This window comes from Candidatus Tenderia electrophaga (assembly GCA_001447805.1).
Lineage (GTDB): Bacteria > Pseudomonadota > Gammaproteobacteria > Tenderiales > Tenderiaceae > Tenderia > Tenderia electrophaga.
In genome coordinates this window covers 2,579,110-2,599,380 of sequence record CP013099.1, presented here as the reverse complement: position 1 = coordinate 2,599,380, position 20,271 = coordinate 2,579,110, and the positions used below count along the sequence as shown (strand labels likewise).

Annotated in this window: 13 protein-coding genes; 5 read left to right on the top strand and 8 right to left on the bottom strand. The window is 58.5% G+C overall.

Annotation, left to right across the window (positions count from 1 at the left end; all coding sequences use genetic code 11):
- Nucleotide 1 precedes the first annotated feature (1 nt).
- The gene (locus Tel_11970; protein ALP53791.1) at nucleotides 2-2,662 is read left to right on the top strand and encodes a nitrate reductase; all 2,661 of its coding nucleotides are present in this window, start codon (nucleotides 2-4) and stop codon (nucleotides 2,660-2,662) included.
- On the opposite strand, the gene Tel_11965 is transcribed toward Tel_11970, so the two are convergent.
- Complete coding sequence (locus Tel_11965; protein ID ALP53790.1) at nucleotides 2,659-5,094, bottom strand: hypothetical protein; 2,436 nt, start codon at nucleotides 5,092-5,094, stop codon at nucleotides 2,659-2,661. The two genes, Tel_11970 and Tel_11965, sit on opposite strands and share 4 nt — an antisense overlap.
- A 527-nt stretch (nucleotides 5,095-5,621) precedes the next feature.
- On the opposite strand from Tel_11965, the gene Tel_11960 reads away from it, so the two are divergent.
- The 3 genes from Tel_11960 (at nucleotide 5,622) to Tel_11950 (ending at nucleotide 8,816) form a co-directional block, all read left to right on the top strand.
- Nucleotides 5,622-7,256 (top strand): hypothetical protein, encoded by a 1,635-nt coding sequence (locus tag Tel_11960; protein ID ALP53789.1) that lies wholly within the window; start codon nucleotides 5,622-5,624, stop codon nucleotides 7,254-7,256.
- Nucleotides 7,257-7,382: 126 nt separating this feature from the next.
- Nucleotides 7,383-8,339: an acetyltransferase gene (locus Tel_11955; GenBank protein ID ALP53788.1), complete on the top strand. Its 957-nt coding sequence runs from the start codon at nucleotides 7,383-7,385 to the stop codon at nucleotides 8,337-8,339.
- Between the two features lie 33 nt (nucleotides 8,340-8,372).
- Nucleotides 8,373-8,816, top strand: a complete 444-nt coding sequence (locus Tel_11950; protein ID ALP53787.1) for a hypothetical protein — start codon at nucleotides 8,373-8,375, stop codon at nucleotides 8,814-8,816.
- Between the two features lie 75 nt (nucleotides 8,817-8,891).
- On the opposite strand, the gene Tel_11945 is transcribed toward Tel_11950, so the two are convergent.
- Both Tel_11945 and Tel_11940 read right to left on the bottom strand, forming a co-directional pair.
- Nucleotides 8,892-9,215: a ferredoxin gene (locus Tel_11945; protein ID ALP53786.1), complete on the bottom strand. Its 324-nt coding sequence runs from the start codon at nucleotides 9,213-9,215 to the stop codon at nucleotides 8,892-8,894.
- Nucleotides 9,216-9,291: 76 nt separating this feature from the next.
- Nucleotides 9,292-11,856: a DNA mismatch repair protein MutS gene (locus tag Tel_11940; GenBank protein ALP53785.1), complete on the bottom strand. Its 2,565-nt coding sequence runs from the start codon at nucleotides 11,854-11,856 to the stop codon at nucleotides 9,292-9,294.
- A 213-nt stretch (nucleotides 11,857-12,069) separates the two neighbouring features.
- Between Tel_11940 and Tel_11935 the strand changes: the two genes are divergently transcribed.
- On the top strand, nucleotides 12,070-13,377 hold the full coding sequence (locus Tel_11935) for an integrase (protein ID ALP53784.1): 1,308 nt from the start codon (nucleotides 12,070-12,072) through the stop codon (nucleotides 13,375-13,377).
- A gap of 43 nt (nucleotides 13,378-13,420) precedes the next feature.
- Here Tel_11935 and Tel_11930 read toward each other — a convergent pair whose 3' ends face one another.
- The 5 genes from Tel_11930 to Tel_11910 all read right to left on the bottom strand — a co-directional run bounded on the left by Tel_11930 (nucleotide 13,421) and on the right by Tel_11910 (nucleotide 20,045).
- Complete coding sequence (locus tag Tel_11930) at nucleotides 13,421-14,749, bottom strand: hypothetical protein (GenBank protein ALP53783.1); 1,329 nt, start codon at nucleotides 14,747-14,749, stop codon at nucleotides 13,421-13,423.
- Nucleotides 14,746-15,039: a hypothetical protein gene (locus Tel_11925; protein ID ALP53782.1), complete on the bottom strand. Its 294-nt coding sequence runs from the start codon at nucleotides 15,037-15,039 to the stop codon at nucleotides 14,746-14,748. The genes Tel_11930 and Tel_11925 overlap by 4 nt, the downstream gene beginning before the upstream one ends.
- A 610-nt stretch (nucleotides 15,040-15,649) precedes the next feature.
- Nucleotides 15,650-16,306, bottom strand: a complete 657-nt coding sequence (locus Tel_11920; protein ID ALP53781.1) for a hypothetical protein — start codon at nucleotides 16,304-16,306, stop codon at nucleotides 15,650-15,652.
- A complete protein-coding gene (locus Tel_11915) occupies nucleotides 16,299-18,332 on the bottom strand; it encodes a conjugal transfer protein TraG (GenBank protein ALP53780.1) in 2,034 nt (677 codons plus the stop codon). Before Tel_11915 ends, Tel_11920 begins: the two co-directional genes overlap by 8 nt.
- 6 nt (nucleotides 18,333-18,338) lie before the next feature.
- The gene (locus Tel_11910; GenBank protein ID ALP53779.1) at nucleotides 18,339-20,045 is read right to left on the bottom strand and encodes a hypothetical protein; all 1,707 of its coding nucleotides are present in this window, start codon (nucleotides 20,043-20,045) and stop codon (nucleotides 18,339-18,341) included.
- Nucleotides 20,046-20,271 lie beyond the last annotated feature (226 nt).

Genomic DNA, 20,271 nt, shown 5'->3' with positions numbered 1-20,271 from the left:
CATGAACAACACGACTCAAACCACCTGCCCTTACTGCGGTGTCGGTTGCGGCGTGTTGGCCACGCCCAACGACGCTAGCGTGGCGATCGCCGGCGATACCCGGCATCCCGCTAATTTTGGTCGGCTCTGTTCCAAGGGTGCGAGCCTGGGTCAGACTGTCGATCTGGATCAGCGTCTGCTTTATCCCGAAGTACACGGCCGTCGCAGTGATTGGGACACGGCCTTGAACACCGTGGCCGACGGGTTCAAACGCATTGTTGCCGAACACGGCCCGGATGCCGTGGCCATGTATGTCTCGGGTCAATTGCTGACCGAAGACTATTACTGCGCCAACAAACTGATGAAGGGCTACATCGGCAGCGCCAACATCGACACCAATTCGCGCCTGTGTATGTCATCATCGGTGGCGGGCCATAAGCGCGCTTTCGGTGCGGATAGCGTGCCTTGCAGTTATGAGGACCTGGAACGGGCTAAGCTGATTGTGTTGGTCGGCTCCAATACTGCCTGGTGTCACCCGGTCTTGTATCAGCGCATGGTGCAGGCCAAGCAAGACAATCCGGACCTGCAGATCATTGTCATCGATCCGCGCAAAACAGCCACTTGCGATCTGGCCGATCTGCATCTGCCCTTGCGGCCGGGCAGTGATGCGATCCTTTTCAATGGTCTGCTGGCGCACTTGAACCGTGTGGGCGAGACCAATGAGTTGTTTGTCGGCAATTTTACCAGCGGCCACGAGGTGGCGCTGGCGGCTGCACGGGACGGCGCTGGCTCGCTTGAAACAGTGGCGCAGGCGTGTGGTTTGCCGCCGCAGGATGTGGCCGAATTCTATCGTCTGTTCGCCCGCACCGAGCGCGTCATCAGCGTCTACTCACAGGGAATTAATCAATCTTCCAGTGGCACGGACAAGGTCAATGCCATTATCAATTGCCATCTGCTCACCGGACGTATCGGCCGTCCCGGCATGGGGCCGTTTTCGTTTACCGGCCAGCCCAATGCCATGGGCGGTCGCGAGGTGGGCGGCCTGGCCAATATGTTGGCGGCGCACATGGATATCGATAATGCCGAGCATCGCCGGCTGGTGCAGGGATTCTGGCAGTCACCACGGATCGCCGATCATCAGGGATTAAAGGCGGTAGACCTGTTTAACGCCATAGACGCGGGTAAGGTCAAGGCGGTTTGGATTATGGCGACCAATCCGGTGGTGAGTATGCCGGATGCCGACCGCGTTAAAGCGGCCCTGCAAAAATGCGAACTGGTGGTGGTCTCCGATATCATGTGCGAGACCGACACCACCGCGCTGGCCCACGTGCTGCTGCCGGCTTTGGGTTGGGGTGAAAAGGACGGCACGGTGACCAATTCGGAACGACGCATTTCGCGCCAGCGCGCTTTTTTGCCGCCGCCCGGTGAGGCCAAGGCCGATTGGTGGATGATCGCCGAAGTGGGTAAACGCATGGGCTTTGACCGGGCCTTTGACTATGGCTCGGCCACGGATATCTTTCGCGAGCATGCGGCTCTCTCCGGTCATGGCAATGACGGTCGGCGTGATTTCGATATCGCTGAACTGAGCAAACTCAGCGATGCGGATTACGAGTCGCTGGCGCCCATCCAATGGCCGGTTGTGAACGGCGCCGGCAAGGCGCGTATGTTCGGCGATGGGCGGTTTTTCACGCCGGACGGTCGGGCCCGCCTTTTGGCCATCGAACCGCGACCGCCTGAGCATAGCCCCAGTGATGACTTTCCCCTGAGCTTGAATACCGGTCGGGTGCGTGATCAATGGCATACCATGACGCGCACCGGCAAGGCGCCGCGCCTGAGCGAGCACTCGCCTGAGCCCTATGTGGAGATTCATCCCTACGATGCCAAGGAAGCAGCTGTCAGCGAGGGCGCCCTGGCCCGGGTGTTCAGCCGTTGGGGCGAGGTGATTGTACGTGTCAAACTGAGTGAAGATCAGCAACGCGGCAGTGTATTCGTTCCTATGCATTGGAACGACCAGTTTGCCTCGCATGCCCGTGTCGATGCGGTGGTCAACCCGGTCGTCGATCCGATTTCCGGACAACCGGAATCAAAGCAGACACCGGTACGCGTGGCGGCCTACCGGCCAGCCTGGCACGGCTTCTTACTGAGTCGCCGGCGTCTGAAAATGACGGGCCTTGCTTATTGGAGCCGCGCCAGCGGGAACGGATTTTATCGTTATGAAATCGCCGGTGAGCAGACCGAGGGCGATTGGCCGGCTTGGGCGCGCGAGCTGCTATGTGATTCGGATAGCAAGGTGAATTGGGTTGAATATCTGGATGCCCGCGCACATCAGTATCGCGCCGTGCGGATGGTAGGGCGGCAGGTGGAGAGTTGCGTGTTTACCGCGCCCGGCCACGAATTGCCGTCACGCAGCTGGTTAGCCGGACTGTTTGCTAAAGACGTTTTGACCGATGCGGAGCACAGCGGCTTGTTGTTGGGCAAGCCGCCGGTGGGTCAGGAGGATGTGGGCCGAGTAGTGTGTGCCTGCTTTTCCGTCGGCATTAACAGCATAAGCACGGCGATTAAAGCGCAGAACTTGTGCAGCGCCGAGGAGATCGGTGCGGTATTGAAAGCGGGTACTAATTGCGGTTCCTGCGTGCCTGAGTTGAAGCGCCTGCTGGCCGCCGGAACTGAAGACGCCAGTTAAGATACCTTCCAGGCGGCGGCCCGCTGCGGATGGCCAAACAGAAACCCCTGCATCACGTTGCAGCCATGTGCCACCAGGAAATCACGTGCCTCGGTGGTCTCCACGCCTTCGGCCACGAGTTCGATGTTGAGCGTTTGTGCCAGCTTGATAATGGCGATGACGATGGCCTCGCTTTCACTGTCGTGCCCCAGCTCATGCACGAAGGAGCGGTCGATCTTGAGGCGGTCGATGGCGAGTCGTTTCAAGTAGGACAGGCTGGAATAGCCGGTGCCGAAGTCATCGATGGCGATCTTGATGCCCATGGCACGCAGCTCGTGCAGTTCTTTTTCTTTTTCACTGCGGTGATGCAGCAGTGTGGACTCGGTCAGTTCCAGTTCCAAGCACTCGGCGCGGGCGCCGGTCTGTTCCAGAACCTTTTGCACGCGGGTGGCGAAGCTGCCGTCCCAGAACTGGCGCGCTGAGACATTCACTGCGATACGAAAACTGGACATGCCCGCGTGCTGCCAGGCCAAGCTCTGCAGGCAGGCCTGGCGCAGCACTATCTCGCCCAGCTGCACGATCAGTCCGCTCTCTTCGGCGATGGGGATGAATTCCGTCGGTGGGATCGGGCCGCGATCATCATGCCGCCACCGTACCAGCGCTTCGAAGCCGGTCACCCGTTCCTGGCGCACGTCGTACTGGGGCTGAAACTCCAGTTCCAAGGCGTCGCGCTCAATGGCCTGGCGCAGACCGTGCTCCAAATCGAGACGCTCCAACACCTGCTCGTGCATGCTGCCGGTGTAGAACTGGAAGTTGTTCCGGCCGACGGCCTTGGCGTGATACATGGCGGTGTCGGCACTGCGGATGAGGGCGTTTTCATCGGCAGCGTCCTGCGGATATATACTGATGCCGATGCTGGGCGATGTGCGCAATTCCTGACCGTTGATGTGGTAAGGCTCGGCGATGGCGCTGACGACCTTTTCGGCGACCCGGGCGGCGTCCTCTTCGTGGCCGATGTCGGACAGCAGCACCAGGAATTCGTCGCCGCCCATGCGCGCCACCGTGTCGCTGTCACGCACCAGCGATTGGAGGCGTTCGGCGACCTTGCACAGCATGGTGTCGCCCACTTCGTGCCCCAGGGTGTCGTTGATGAGTTTGAAACCGTCGAGATCGATAAACAGTACCGCGACCATGCGGCCGGAACGACGCACCTGATGAATCGCGTGACGAATCCGGTCCCCCAGCAGGGTGCGATTGGCCAGGCCGGTGAGCGCATCGTGGTGGGCCAAATGGTAAATGCGTTGCTCGGCGGCCTTGCGTTCGCTGATGTCGGAGAAGATGGCCATGTGGTTGGTCAGCTCTCCGGTGTCGTCGCGGATGGCATTGATGGTGATCCACTTCGGATAGACGACACCGTCTTTGCGGCGCTCCCAGATCTCGCCCTGCCAACGACCTTCTGCATTGATATGGCGCCACATATCTTGGTAAAAGTGGCTGTCATGACGGCCGGATTTGAGGATGCGCGGGTTTTTTCCAATCACCTCAGTGCGCTGGTAACCGGTAAGCTTTTCAAAGGCGTTATTGACCGAGAGGATGTTGTTGTCGCGGTCGGTAATGACGATGCCTTCGCTGCTGTTTTCGAAAACGGTGGCGGCGAGTTTCAAATCCCCTTCCATTTGGCGTCGTTCTTCAATCTCTTTTTGCAGGGCGAGGTTTGATTTGTGGATACGGCGGTCGGCTTCGCTCAGGGCATTGGTGAGGGTGCCGTACTCGTCCTCGCGCGCCGCCAGTGCCGGCAGGGAAAACCGGCCGCTACCCAGTTGTGGAAGATTCCTGATAATGGAAATCAGAGGGTAGGTAATCCAGCGTACTATCAGCAATCCCAGCAGCATGGCGGCGCCGATGGCGGCCAGCGAGCGCAGTAAGAACAGGCCGATGATCTCGCGCTGCTGGGCGTTGAGCGGTGCCAGGCTGTATTCATTGATGACCGCGCCGAGGCGTTGTCCCTGCCAGTCGATCGGGGCATACGCCAGCAGGGTGGCGTTGTTTGTGTCAATTTCGGCGAAGGGCTGATCTCGGTCGTGCACCAGTTGCGTGGCACTCGCGATGCCTTGCGGCAGCGGGCCTTGGTATTCGCGTCCCGGTTTGACTTGATCGGCGCCGGTGCGCGCCAAGACGCCGCCGTCGGCATCGAGTACGACAATGGTGGTTAAGTGCAACAAGGTATTGTCATTGTAGTTTTGTTCGGATTTGATGATGCGCCTGATCATGTCCGAAACGGCGTCGATATCCCCGTTGAGGACATCCTCCGAACTGCCGGCGGCGAAGGTGATACTGCCGCGCACGGTCTCAGCCAACGCGGTGGACTTGAGGCGCTTGTCCCACTCGTCATATTCGAAATAGGCCACCGCCATGATAAAAATCAGCAAGGGCAGCAACAGCACCAACACCAACTGCCGTCTGACCGAGTTCCTGGCCCAGGTGCTTAACGGAAAAGCGCGCATCTGCGTTCCGTGTCGTCAAATCGTAGGGAGGCAACGCGACTCAATAAGCATGCCGGCGTGGGGGGCAGGGAACGGCTCATAATGCGTGGCTACGAATGGGACGTCGGCCGCCTGCCAGGCGCACACCGGGTTGAAAGCGGGTTGAACGGGACGATGCCCACAAGGGCTTATGCAGCCGCCGGACCGTGAAATAAACCATTCCTACTCCTGCTGGATGATGCGGTTCCAAGTCCATATTAGAATATAAAACAAACCTTATAGTAAATAACTATATTTATATAAATGAAATTGGGGGCGCTATTTCACCCTGGCAAGGCATTCTGCCGGCCGGTGTTAGTGCCCATACCATTATAAAAACACTGATAAGAGCCGCCCACTTATCAGGCGCCTGTATTACTCAAGTTCTCGGCCGATTCACCGATAGCTGAATTACGTTTACACCTAATTAACGAATGTTTACCGGAGCCGAGGGCGTTATGCGGATCAATATTTCTACCAAAATCGGGGGCGCCGTGCTTGGACTGGGGGCGATGCTGCTTGTCAGCGGTGGGGCCGGCTATTTCGCCGCCAGCAAGCTTTCGGACGGGCTTGACTACGTAACCACTGTCGCCTGGGACGCCGCCGACGGCTCCATGGAGGGGACGATCGCCCTGCAGGATCAGATCATCGCCATTAACGCCTTTGCCCAGGAAACCGATCCGGGCAGGATGAAACAGCTCAAACAACGCATTGAAGAGGGCGTTGTCACCGAGAAGGAAGCGATTTCCCGTATGGTGGAGACTGGCTTGTTTGATGAGAAAACGCTGGCCGAGTTCACCCGTGTGCGAAAAGAATTCGCGAGTTCACGCAACGATCTGATAGAGGCGGTGGAAGAAGTGCGCGTAGTCTCGAACGGCGATACCATTCGTGCCATGTACGCCGCCCAGCAGGATCTGGCTCAATCAGTCGAGGTCTTGCTCGGTTCACTGGCCAAGATGGAAGCGCTGGGCGACGGCAAAGTGGAAAATTATCACACCGAACTTGAGACCGTGAAGACCGTGTCTTTCAGCGTATTGACCACCACCGTGGTGGTGGGTGTGGTCTTGGCGATACTCGCCTTTTTCATGATTGTCACCACCGTTATCCGGCCGATTAAACGGATCGCCACCAGTTTTATTGAAATCGCCGAAGGCGAGGGTGATTTGACCATTAGCCTACCGGAAAAAGGGAACGATGAGATTACCGCGGTTTCGCGCGGCTTCAATCTGTTCGTGACCAAGACTCGCCAGACCATTCAGGATGTGGTCGCTGCATCTACCCAGATCAATACCTCGATCCAGGCGCTCTCGGCGATCAATACCCAGACCAATAACGCCTTGGGCCGGCAGCAGCAAGAGACCGACCAGGTGGCTACGGCCATGAACGAGATGGTTGCCACGGTGCAAGAGGTGGCGCGCAATGTCAGCGACGCCGCCCATGCCGCGAACCAGGCCAACGAGGAGTCCAACAGCGGTCAGGAGACGGTCAACGCCGCCATCAATAAGATCGAACGCCTGGCCAACGAGGTACAGCAGGCGGCCGAGGTATTGCACCGTGTCGAAGAGGACAGCCAGAAAGTCGGTACCGTGTTGGATGTGATCAAGGACATCGCCGAGCAGACCAATCTGTTGGCGCTGAATGCGGCCATCGAGGCGGCCCGCGCCGGTGAACAGGGCCGCGGCTTCGCCGTCGTGGCCGACGAGGTCCGTACCCTGGCGGGACGCACCCAGCAGTCCACCGAAGAGATCCAAAAGATGATCGAGAATCTGCAGTCCGGTACCCGTGAGGCGGTGGATGTGATGGAGCGCGGTCAGCGGATGACCGGCGAGACCGTGGATCAGGCCAATAAGGCCGGTGAGGCGCTGCAGGCCATCGCCGCCGCCGTGGCTACCATTACCAACATGACCACCCAGGTGGCCAGCGCCGCCGAAGAACAGAACGCCGTGGCCGAGGAGATCAACTCCAATATCGTCAATATCAGTAATCTGGCCAACGAGACCACCGAAGGCGCCCAGCACTCCAGCTCCGCTGCCGACCAAATGGCGCAACTGGCCGATCAGCTGCAGCAGGCGGTGGCCCGTTTCAAAATCTAACGTCTAGTCAGGGCCGCTGTGCGGCGGCTAGATGCACAACAACGGCGCTGCGGCGCCGTTTTTGTTTGCGCCGCGCATCCGATAAAATGGCCCAACACGAAACTATTATTAATTAAGGAGCGGGGAATGAGGTTCGATGTATTCAATGGCGATGCCGACGGCTTGTGCGCAGTGCAGCAATTTCGTCTCGCCTTTCCCGGCGATAGCCAGTTGGTGACCGGGGTAAAACGTGATATCGCCCTGCTGCAAAAGGTGGATGCCGCCGCGGGCGACCAGGTCAATGTGTTCGATATCTCCTTGGATAAAAACCGTGAGCCGCTGCAGGCCTTATTGGCGAAGGGCGTGCAGGTGAAATACTTCGACCATCACTTCGCCGGCGATATTCCGGCGTCGGACACGCTCGATGCCCACATCGATACCGCCGCGGACGCCTGCACTGCCCTGATTGTGGATCGCCTGCTCGAGGGGAAGTATCGTGCCTGGGCGGTGGTCGGCGCCTTTGGCGACAATTTCGATGCCAGTGCCCGCCAGGCGGCTACGACGCTGGATTTGAACGACGCGCAGTTAGCCTTGCTACGTGACCTGGGCGTTTATCTCAACTACAACGGTTACGGCGCGACCGTGGCGGACCTCCATTTCGATCCGGCCGAGCTCGCCGCGCGTATGCACGCCTATGCCGACCCCTTGCAGTTCATCGAACAGGCGCCTGAGGTGTTTGCTACCCTGCGTCAGGGATCAGTGGAGGATATCGCCAAGGCCGAAGCCACTCGGCCTGAGATCGAAACAGACAAGCTTGCCGTCTACGTGTTTCCCGCCGAACCGTGGGCGCGGCGCGTCTCGGGGGTTTTCAGTAACCAGTTGGCGACGGCCCATCCCGAGCGCGCCCATGCCCTACTGACCGGACTGCCCCAGGGCGGTTATGTGGTCAGTGTGCGCGCGCCGCTGAATGACAAGCGCGGCGCCGATGATTTGTGCCGGCAGTTTCCCAGCGGCGGCGGACGCAAGGCCGCCGCGGGCATCAATGAACTACCCGCCGCCAAGTACGATGAATTTGTTGCCGCCTTCAAATCAATCTATGCTTAATGGCGATAGGTTTACATATTGAGAGGGCCGTTCATGTCGATACATTATTCCCATATTCTGCTGGCCACCGATTTGTTGGACGATGCCGGCGCGGTGGCCGATAAGGCCAAATACCTCGCCGATTTGGATCAGGCCAAGTTGAGCGCCATTCACGTGGTGGAGAGTCTGCCGTTGTACTTCGGGAATGAGCTGGTGTTGCCCGAGACGCAGGAGATCGAACGTCAACTGGTGGCGCGGGGTGAAAAGCGTATGGCGGAGATGTGCGAGCGGCTCGGTATTGCGGCATCGGCAGGACATGTGGAACTGGGCGTCACCAAACAGACGATTATTGATTTTGCCGAGCACGAGGGCGTGGACCTGATCGTCATCGGCAGTCACAGTCGGCGCGGCTTGGCGCACTTGCTCGGGTCTACGGCGCGTGGGGTGGTGAACTCGGCCAAATGCGATGTATTGGCTGTGCGGGTCGAGACGGATTGATCGGTTGGGATAAAACAGCCGGGATTTAACCAAGCAGGCCGTCCGGAAATTTCATTCCGGACGGCTTTTTTTGATTCACCGTTCCAGATATTGCAGCTTGTCTTCCACGCCGTTCCAGTCGTCGGCATCGGCCGGGGCGTCCTTCTGTTCCGCCAGTACCGGCCATTGCTCGGACAGCTCGGCGTTGAGGGCGATGAACGCCTGCTGATCGTCCGGCACGTCGTCCTCGGCGAAAATGGCGTTGGCGGGGCACTCGGGCTCGCACAGGGTGCAGTCGATACATTCTTCCGGATCGATGACCAGGAAGTTGGGGCCTTCATGAAAACAGTCCACCGGGCAGACGTCGACACAGTCGGTGTATTTGCACTTGATGCAATTTTCGGTTACGACAAAAGTCATAATTTCTTCCTTGTTTTCCCTACTTCGGTTAGCGCCCTATTATACGTCGCTCTGAATTGTTGGCCAGCGTGACGGATTATATCAGCTGTTTTAGCTGGTACAGCGCCTCCAGGGCCTGGCGCGGCGTCAGGTTGTCCGGATCGATCTCGGTAAGTTTGTCGGCCACGGGATGGGGGCGTGTTTCGAACAGGCCGAGCTGCGGTTCGGGACGGGCATTGACCGGGGCTGTGTTGACGGTGCTGTCTTCGAGTTGCATAAGGCGCGCCTTGGCGGCCTCGATCACCGGTCGCGGCACGCCCGCCAGGGCCGCCACCTGCAGGCCATAGCTCTGGTTGGCCGGGCCCTCTTTGACGGCATGCATGAAGACGATGCTGTCGTCGTGCTCCACCGCGTCGAGGTGGACGTTGACCACATTGTCGTGGTGCTCGGGCAGGGTGGTGAGTTCGAAGTAGTGGGTGGCGAACAGGGTAAAGGCGCCCACCTTGTCGGCCAGGTATTCGGCGCAGGCCCAGGCCAGCGACAGGCCGTCGAAGGTGCTGGTGCCGCGGCCGATCTCGTCCATCAAGATCAGGCTCTGCGCGCTGGCGTTGTGGAGAATATTGGCGGTTTCGGTCATCTCCACCATGAAGGTGGAGCGGCCGCCGGCTAGGTCGTCGGAGGCGCCGATGCGGGTGAAGATGCGGTCGATGGGGCCGATCACCGCCCGCTGCGCCGGCACGTAGCTGCCGATGTGGGCCAGCAGGGTGATGAGGGCGGTCTGGCGCATGTAGGTGGATTTGCCGCCCATGTTGGGGCCGGTGATGATCAGCATGCGCCGCTGCGGATCTAGGTGGGTATCGTTGGGGACAAAGGGGGCCTCCAGGTTCTGCTCCACCACCGGGTGGCGGCCGCCGTGGATCTCCAGGCAGGGTTGCTCGATCAGTTCCGGCTTGCTCAGATTGAGGCTGTCGGCGCGTTCGGCCAGGTTGGCCAGCACATCCAGCTCGGCCAGGGCGGCGGCACTGGTCTGCAGGGCGCCCAGGTGGGGGATGAGATCCTCCAGCAATTGATCGTAAAGCGCCTTCTCGCGCGCCAGGGCGCGTTCCTTGGCGCTCAGCACCTTGTCCTCGAAGCCCTTCAGCTCGGGGGTGATGTAGCGCTCCACACCTTTCAGGGTCTGGCGCCGGACATAGTCGGCCGGAACCTTGTCGGACTGGCTTTTGCTGACCTCGATGTAGTAGCCGTGTACCCGGTTGTAGGCCACTTTCAGAGTGGCGATGCCGCTGCGTTCCCGTTCTCTTGCTTCCAGATCGATGAGAAATTGGCCGGCGTTGTCGCTCAGGCCGCGCAGTTCGTCCAGCTCGGGGTCGTAGCCGGGGGCGATGACGCCGCCGTCGCGGATCACTACCGGCGGGTTGTCGATGACGGCGCGCTGCAGCAGTTGACTCAGTTCGGGGTAGTCGCCCAGGCGGGTGAGGGTCTCTTGCAGCAAGGGTGAGTCCAGTTGCGCGACACTGGCGCGCACCTCGGGCAGCAGGGCCAGGGTGTCGCGCAGCTGGGCCAGGTCGCGCGGGCGGGCCGATTTCAGGCCGATGCGGGCCAGGATGCGCTCTATGTCGCTGATGCCGCGCAGCACTTCGCGCGGGGGGTCGAATCTTTGGTTTTCTAGTAGTGTTTCAACGGCTTGTAGCCGATTGTTCAACAGGTTTCGATCGCGCAGCGGGCGGTTGAGCCAGCGCCGCAGCAGGCGGCTGCCCATGGCCGTAGTGCTGCAATCGAGTACGTCCAGCAGGGTATTGTCGCGGCCGCCCATGAGGTTGGCTTCAAGTTCCAGGTTACGGCGGCTGGCGGCGTCCAGCACCACGCTGTCTTCGTGCCGTTCGACGCGGATGCTGTGAATGTGGGGCAGGTTGGCGCGCTGGGTGTCGAGGGCGTACTGCAGCAGGCAGCCGGCGGCGCAGACGGCGCTGCTCATGGTCTCGCAGCCGAAGCCCTGCAGGTCCTGGGTGCCGGTCTGTTCGGTGAGCAGGCGGGTGGCGGTGTCTTGTTCAAAATACCAGGGCGGCTGCTGGCGCACGGCATAGCGCTCTTCCAGCTTGAGCAGGCGGGCCAGCGCTTCGGAGAGCAACAGCTCGGCCGGTTTGAGGCGCTCCAGTTCATCCTTGACGGTCTCAACAGCGTCCACCTCCATGACCGTGATGCGGCCCGCGCTGAGGTCCAGGGTGGCGAGGCCGAACTGATTGTCCAGCCGGTGCACGGCACACAGCAGGTTGTCTTGGCGTTCATTGAGCAGGGCCTCGTCGGTGACCGTGCCGGGGGTGATAATGCGCACGACCTTGCGCTCCACCGGGCCTTTGGCCTTGGCCGGGTCGCCGATCTGTTCGGCGATGGCCACCGATTCGCCCAGTTTGACCAGCTTGGCCAGGTAGCTCTCGGCGGCGTGGAACGGCACCCCGGCCATGGGGATGGGCTCGCCGGCCGACTGACCGCGGGCGGTGAGGGTGATGTCCAGCAGGCGGGCGGCCTTGCGCGCGTCGTCGTAAAAGAGTTCGTAGAAGTCACCCATGCGATAGAACACCAGCATCTCCGGGTGCTCGGCCTTGATGCGCAAATATTGCTGCATCATTGGCGTATGCTTCCCGTTTATTTCTTTTAAACTCATGCTGTTATACTGTTCATCTAATTGAATTGTAAAGATTTTCTATTATTTTGCCGTCTCTTGCCGTCTCAGCGAATCTCATGGAATATCATCCAATCTCATGAAAAAGTGTAACTTGAAGTGTAACCTGTATTGGAGTAAATTTTTGTTTAGGCCCACAGGTTACACTTTTTCTCAGTGAGTCGCACAAGCTGAAACAAATTCAAGAGGATGCCCATGGGAACAGCACAGAGTACCAAACCTCTATCTTCCAGAACAGTGGAAGTGATGAAGCCGGGAGATAAGATCAAGGCCGATACAGGGGAAAACGCGGGTTTGCGCGTGAAGTGCGGTGCTACCGGGGTGAAAACATTTTCCTATCGTTATACCAGCCCGATCACCTTGAAACTCATTCAGGTCAAAATCGGTAGCTTCCCGGAAACCTCCTTGGCTGAAGCGAGACTAAAACTCCAGGAGCTAAAGCAGCTTCGCCGCCAGGGGCGTTGCCCGGCAACCGAGGCGAGAGAGCAGCAAAGGCAGGAAAAGGAGTTCGTGCTGGCCCAAGAGTGCGAGCGTGCGGAGGCGAAGAAACCGTTCATCGTAGAGGATTTGGTCGAGCTCTATCTGGCTCAATATATCGAAGACAGAAAATCTTCGAATGGGCGGATCATTGCCGGTGCGCGAAAACCAAAAGGTCAGTCTGAGACGCGCAGGACCCTCTATGGCGATGTGATTCCCAAGTTGGGAGACATGCCAGCAGATGCTGTCACGCGAAAAGTCGTGGTGGATATGGTCATGTCCATTGTCCAGCGTGGTGCAAATGTTCAGGCAGGAAACGTATTGAGAGAATTTAGCGCTGCCTACGAATTCGCTATTGGGCTAGGTTATTTTTCGGATGAATTTGCCAATCCGGCACTCCTCGCCAAATCAAGCCTCAGACAGGCCAAGGTGAAACTTACCCATCAACGAGGAAAAAGGGTCCTCTCTGATACCGAGTTGGCGACGTTGCTGAAATGGTTGCCGGGTGCTGACTATACGGCCACACAGAAAAATGTTCTTCGATTTACCCTCTGGACAGGGTGTCGAACCGGAGAGGTCTGCAATGCGGCCTGGAAGGACATTGACTTGGAGAAACAGACCTTTCATATCAGGGAGAGCAAGACCGGAACCGAGCGCTATGTTCAGCTTCCTCGCCAAGCAGTGGAATTTTTGACTGCACTACGTATGACTACAGGTGATTACCTATTTCCCTCCCAGAAGACGAAACTACCCATCCAGCAAAAGCAGCTTACCGAGCAGGCCTGGAGAATGAGGCAGGCTGACACGATGATAAAAATCCCTACATGGACTCCTCATGATCTGCGCAGGAGTGTCAGAACAGGGTTGTCGCGCCTGCAATGCCCCAATGAGGTGGCTGAAGCGGCCCTGGGGCATTCGCGTAAGGGGATTGAGGGAACCTATGACTTGCATCGGTATGAGCCTGAGTGTCGGCACTGGTTGCAAAAGTGGGCGGATCATCTGGACTCGATTATTGGAACTGGTTGAGGCTGCACCCGCTTCTTTCGTTAGATCTGAAACGAAAAACGGACTATTCAATTACCACTTTCGCAATCATTCTCGCATCGATTTCCAGTTGCTCAGCCTGTTGCAGGGCCAGGTCCGAGATCTTCTGCAGCATGGTACGCTCGTCCTCAATGTAGTTGGGCAGAGACAGTAATGTCGGCAGCTGGATTCTGAGCGCTTTGATCATCCGGTTCATCTCACGCACCAGAAGGCGGCGTTCTATGCCACAGCGGTCGGAAAAGTCCGCCCAATCGAAGGCACGGACTTTAGTCATGTCGAACTCGTCACCGATGGCCATGGCAAATTCGTGTTCGATATCCGGGTAGATACACACCGAAACCAGGTCGTAAGCAGGGGCGAGGCGCAGTCCGCCAGGCTCGACCAGAAATGAGATATTTTTGCCATGGGCATCACTATTGCCGATCAGGTATTGCAGGATCGCCCAACGGATCAGCGCCATACGCGTGGCCGCTTGAGACTGGGTGAGCGGCGTGATGGAGAAGAGTCTCTCGAAACTGACGCCGTCCCGAATATTGGCGACATCGCGCCCACTGCCGAAATTGCGTTCATACTTGTGGTTGACGCTGAGATTGAGCACCTGGCAGCTATCCACCGCATGTAAACGCTCGACATGGCGGTTGTGTTTGATGCGGTCGAAACGTTTGACCATCAGTACCGGCTCCGGCACTCGTAGAATCTCTACCTCGGCCGAGGGTATACCGAGCGCGGCAGCCAGCTTCAGGCAAAAGTGCTCATTGGCCACCAGCCTGGAGAGCTTCGGGTTCATCGGCTCCGGTTTGAGGATATGAGTCGAAGCCAGCAGGCCTTCCACCAGGAACAGCTTTCCTTCCTCGTCAACATAGACCGCCAGTTTATCCTGGTAACCGGCGATGGACATGCGTACCCGGCCGTCCCATACATTGAAGGGACGATTGGCTCGGTCATGGATGCGCTCGGAGAGCTCTTCAAAGGTGACCTCACGCACGATCGGTTCAACCCGGGTCGGCAGGGTGCCTTCAGGCAATAGGGCCAGCGCACCTGTACTCTCCTGGCCCAGCCAGCGCAGCAGACCAAACAGGTTGCCTTTTGAGACCGTGTGCGCTGCCGCCGCATCCTCCAGGGCTTTGCCCTCGGGCAGCAGATTCTCAAAGAAGCGGCGTACATTGACCGAGTGCAGTTCATCGGTTTGGTTATCCGGACGCCGAAGTGGGAGGGCGGGGGAGATCGGATAAGCGCCGCTATTCGTCATCCAGGTCTGTTCGTATTCAAAAGAGAAGCGCCCGGTATCGTCGTGATAGCTCAGGGTGCCAACCCGTTGTTCACCAATCCAGGCCGAAAGGCTGTGGGTTGTCATAATGACTGACGCTTGATGGCGGCAATCGCCTGGGGTTGCTCCGATTTTGGTACCGCCAGCAGGGTGAGCCCCAGTTGCCGTGCAACCGCCAGGGCCTTGTCCAGGCCGACGGAACGGCTGCCATTTTCAAGATCCGAGAGCAGCTGAACCGAAACACCGCACAGTGCAGCGGCATCATCGATGCGCAGTTGTTGTTGAGTGCGCAGGCTGCGTACAAACGCGCCAAACGCCTCCGCTGAATCGACGACTGGGGAGGCGGGCAAGGGCGAGGGCGTAATTTTTCCGGCCATAAAGTTTCTCCAATATAAGAAACTATAGGACGATGTTGGGCAAAAAGTCAATAATTACTTAAAAACGAGAAATATATGTGGGAGTGGTGGGTAATGCGCAGTATATTTATTAAATATGAGAAATAAAGGAGGCTGAAACTGGTTATAGGCGATGAATGGAGGTTATTGTCCCAAGTTAACTCCAGCAGGTAATTGGAAGGGGGAATCGCTTAATCAAGAAACTGGCGTTTGCCGCTTTTCAATGAGAACTCTTACTACGGCTTGAAGTTCCTCTGTCGTTTTTCCCGAGGCAAATGCATTTAACATCATATCCACTTCATGGGCCAGCCAGCCGACAGAACGATTACCGAGGCAAACCCCAGGAGGAAATAAGCCTTCACTGATTCGACGATAAAGGGTCGCGTGACTCATCCCGGTTCGATTTAACACCGCTGGTTTTCTTTCAATTCGGAGTGCGTGATGCTCAGGCATCGTGGCTCCCTGAACGCAAGAATAATGGTCAGCGTTGTGCGTCATTCTCTTGTTCACCAATTGTTTCTAAGGGAAATGCCATTCTAGCTAGGCCGATCAGACTTAACTCCCCGATTAACTTCCCCCTAGAGGGTACTTTTCAAAGATATTTCTTGAAAAACGCGACGTGTAACCGGGTGGCTATGCCGGACGCGACCAGGAAAGGTGGCAGCAGGTATCTAGGGTCCATAGGGACAGGCGGGATCAGGTAGACGATCCAGAGAAGCAGGAATGACCATGCCAAGCTGCGTTTGGCGCGATGGTAAATAAAGCCGGACTCACGCTCGCCGCCGGTGCGGCGCAGGTACCAGCCAACAAAGCCATCGGCCATGGCCACGGCCGTGACCAGCGCCAGGAAAGGCAGCGTCAATATCAGCACGCCAATCCGGAGGGCAAACAATTTCAGACCGATCATGGCCGTCTCCAGGGCTGGCCACAGGGTATTCGCGAAATCGTGTACTGTCTCCGGCGTATCAGTGCCAGGCTTAGCCGATTGCCGCAATGTGCCATCAATGCCGGTTGCGACAAACACGTGCTCATAAAACGCCTGAGTGACGTCGACCAGAAAAGCTTCCTGGGCGGGTTGCAGCTCGAGTAGCGCCACCTCTTGCTGAAAGACGTATTCCAGCTGGCGTGCCCCGTTGGGAGACCAGAGGACGAACACGCAGAAGAGGTCCACGATCAGTACAAACAGGGTCAGCAGGAAGAACCACTTGGCCAGCCATAACAAGCCGGTCAGGCGTTGCTGTTCAGCCATGCTCCATTCCATAAAAGGCGAGCCGTTCCCGGCGGATGGCTTCCATGTCTTTTGGCAGTAACGGATCACTCCCGGGCAAGGGCAGTCGCAGTTTGTAGAGCTGACCACCCTCCAGCAGTGCGAAGGCCTGTCCCTTGGGCAGTTGCACCAGGTCGGCCGGTGTGAGCATATCCATCTCCGTTTCGGTGAGCCGATCCTCGTTGCGGGTCGTGAAATCGGTGCTGGTGCCAGGATCATTATTATCGGTGACCTGGGAGGCGGCGAGCTTGGTATAGACGCGCGCCTTGGGGAGCTGATCGGTCAGGGTGCGGGCGGTGATCTCGTTTTTCACCCGCAGCATAATGAGTGTGTTCAGATTGCCAGTGATCTGTCCCGCCTTGGCGCGATCACCGATGCCGGCCTCGATGTCGCTGGCGGTCTGGGTGTAAGCGGTAACCTGGAATCCTGCGCCGCCGGCCTTGTTAAGCAACGGAATGAACTCATTGCCGATGAGTTCATTGAATTCATCGGCATGGATGGTCTTCTTGACGCTGGTGTGGCCGTCGAGCATGGGCAGTCCCTGGGTGTCGCCGTGTTTGTAGAGCTGACCCGCGATCGAGGTCAGATCGGCAAACATGGAATTGCCCACGGCCCCTGCAACCTCGGCATCGGTCAGGGCATCCAGCCCCACATAGACGATGCCTTGTTCGCGGATGACCCGCATCCAGTCCAGGATAGGGCGGCGGTCGGACCCGTCTTTATAATCGGGAGACAGCAGGGCACCGATGCGGCCACTGGTGAGTTTCTCCAGCAGCGGCAGCAGGCTGGCGGTGAGCTTGTCGAAGTAGGTCTTGTCGTATTCGAAGGCGCTGCGCAGGCCGTCGGCGACGGGATCAAACAGATGATTCTCCTTGGCGTAACGGGTGAGGGCGATGGCATGAAACTCACGCCCGCGCAGCGCCATGGGCAGAATTTTCTCGTTGAGGTTGCCCTCGATCCGCTGTACCGCTTGCTTCCAATCCGCCGGTGCTTCCTTGTCCAGCCACAGGTGGAAATAGTCGGTGAGCAGTGGCTCGATATTGGTCACATAGCGGGCGATAGTGTGATAATCGGGGCGGCGGCCGAGACCCACCAGGGCGCGGGCCACGACATTGGTAAAACGCCAGGCGAATTCGCGGAAGGCGGCACTGTTGCCCTCGGAAGGAAGCTGGGTCGCAATGCGCGACGCCACCTCCGTGATCCGTGCAAAGTCTCCGACCGGGTTATAGCGCTCGGAAATATCGGGAAATCCCAGATGGAAGATATGAAACTGGTCCAGCCGTCCCGCCCGCCGGGCCTCGGCGTGCATCCGGCGCAGCAGATCGATATCGCCCTTGGGGTCGAAGCAGATCACCACATCGCCGCGCCGGATATCCTGGGTGACCAGTATCTCCAGCAAGCGCGTCTTGCCTACCCGTGTGGTGCCGAGCACCAGCTTGTGGCCGACCCGCTCACCGATATCCATCCAGATGTCGGTTTCTTCTTCGGTGCCGACGCCGTGGAGCGCGGGTGCTCCGCCGACGGGCGGTAAGGGGCGCAACGGATTCCAGCCGGAATCGCGTCGCGTCAGCCGTGGCAGCCACGACAACAAGGGCGAGCGTTCCAGTCGGATCTCCGTGCGCCTCGCGGCCTGGTAAAGTTTTCCCGGTTGGAGATAACGTTGCGCTTGAGGATGACGAGACTCCACCAGTCGTTGAGTGTGGCGCTGATCCCAGCGAAAGCCCCGTCCCAGAAACAGCTTGTGCCAGGAGACCGGGACCTGGTCGGCATTCAGCACGTAGCGGGGCAGTCGCCGCAAATAACCCTGGTAGCGGCATACCCGCCAACCTTGCCATAAACGCCATCCACCCAAGCCGGCGAATACCAAGGCCGTGACTTGCGCCAGTCCCGGCAGGATAGGAAAGAACGTCGAGGGCGCTGCATACAGCATGGCTGCGCCGGTAATGAAGACGGCACCCGGCAAAAATTCGACGACGGGGCGCAGGCGGTTATCAAAGGCATCCGACATGAACGCTTACTCCGCTGTGCTTGTCCCTGTTTTACCCAGGGCCAGGTGCGGATTGCATTCCGGCAGCATCACACCCTCGAACCGCCGTTCGGGGTCCTCGATGAGGATGCCATTGATGCGGCTTTTGCTGCGCTTGCCGGTAACCTGATAGGTATGAATATTGGTGCCTTGAGCGGTCTTGCGGTGGATCTTGAGTTTCTGAAAACGCTTCTGTACCCGTTGCCAGTTTTCCCGGTCAAAATCCTTGAAGATGCCGGGGCTGACCAGCAGCAGTCCTTCCTCAACGCAATGGAGGCGGGCGCTGGTTGCATTGATCTCGAAACGGTTTTGTTTGAGACCGTCATGAAGCCAGTCCAGAAACGTCTGGCCGGGATCATTTCCGGTTTCGATATCACTTTCTGCTGGCTTCCGAGTGCTGGAAGCCACAGCGTCACCTTCAGTTCGTTGATCTGGATCGGATGGCGTTGGGGCGAAAAATTCGATGGGGTCAAAGCCGCTGGCAGAAGGTGTGTGCGTTACCGGCGTGTCCGATGGAGGAATTTCTTCATCAGGGTGGTGTGGTCCGGAGGCCTTTTCCAATGGTGGTGATTTCAGGGTTGTTGGTTCTGAAACCTCTATATCGCCGGTTTCGATCTCCACCGGCGTGATCGTGCCGGCAAATATTTCGGGCCGGGAGCCAGGGTCAGGCCAAAGTCGCACGGCCGGAAAGCACAGGAACGTAAGGGTATGCGACCAGTCATCAGCGGTTACTATCGCCTTCCAGATGGAGCGATCCCCGTTGGGGATCAGGATGCCGTTTTCCTGAAGCTCGTCGAAGATGCGGTCATTACGGGAGGGGACGCCCGTATGGCCTTCCTGGGTGAGGTGCTCGCGCAGGGTATCGATGCCGCGCTTGCTGACCAGCCACAGCCGCTCGCCGTCGAACCAGGCGGCCGCGCCATTGCGGTTGAGGGGGATCTTGTTTTCCTTCAGCAAGAAGCGCAGCCCGGTGAGCAGACGTTCGTGCAGTGGCTGGCGGGTGCCGGGTAATCGGGTCGTTTCCCTTGCGGCGCCCAGATCCTCTGCCACGGAGAGTCCATCGGCCTGTTGGATAATCTCGCCCAGGATGCCGGCCTCTTCGAATGTCCCGCCGACCGCTGCCAGCCAGCTGGCCAGCAGGCTGCGGTCGGTGCCGAGCCAGGCCAGGGCGCGCTGTGGTAGAACGAGTTGGGACAACAAGGGTGCTACCCGTTCATGCAGACGGTACTCACGGGTGCGGCGGAAGCGGATGCGGTACCAGCTGTTCGGCGACAGCGGGGAAGTGAGGGCATCCCAGGGGCCGACATCGCATCCGCGATGATCATAGAGTGTGATGTCCTGATCCATCAGCGGTTTGCCGATATCGTGCAGCAACGCGGCGCTGAAGACCGCATAGGTCCATACCTCCCGTTTGGCGACGATCTCCTCGGTGTCCGCGCCCTGAGGCAACAAATGCGCGCGGCGCAGGCGCAGGGCATGGAGCGCCACCTCGAGTCCATGGGCCAGCAAGCCACCTGCGCCTGCGTGGTGATGGGCCTCAGAGGCGGGCAGCAGCTGGACGTAGTTGGCGTAGGACAACAGCGCATCCAGATAAAAGATGCGCCAATGAGGTGGCGGAATCCCCACCAGTTGCTGGATCTCCCGGATGTGCCGGGAATGCTGTCCCAACAGGTCCAGCGGCAGCTTAACGGACAAGCATTCCGGGTGAGGTGATTTTGATTTACGCTGCAGGCAGAACATCTGCCCGGTTGTAGCAGGCCGGGCGTTTCAATGACTACGGTAAATTAGTTTTAGCCGGCAAACATTTTTCTGTGGCAGGCAGAAAACTCAGATAGCTGGGACAGGAGGGATGGGAACCCTTTGTGCCTCCAGCCCTTTCGGATAGGGCCTTTCCATTACAGCCCCCTTCCATTCTCAAAAC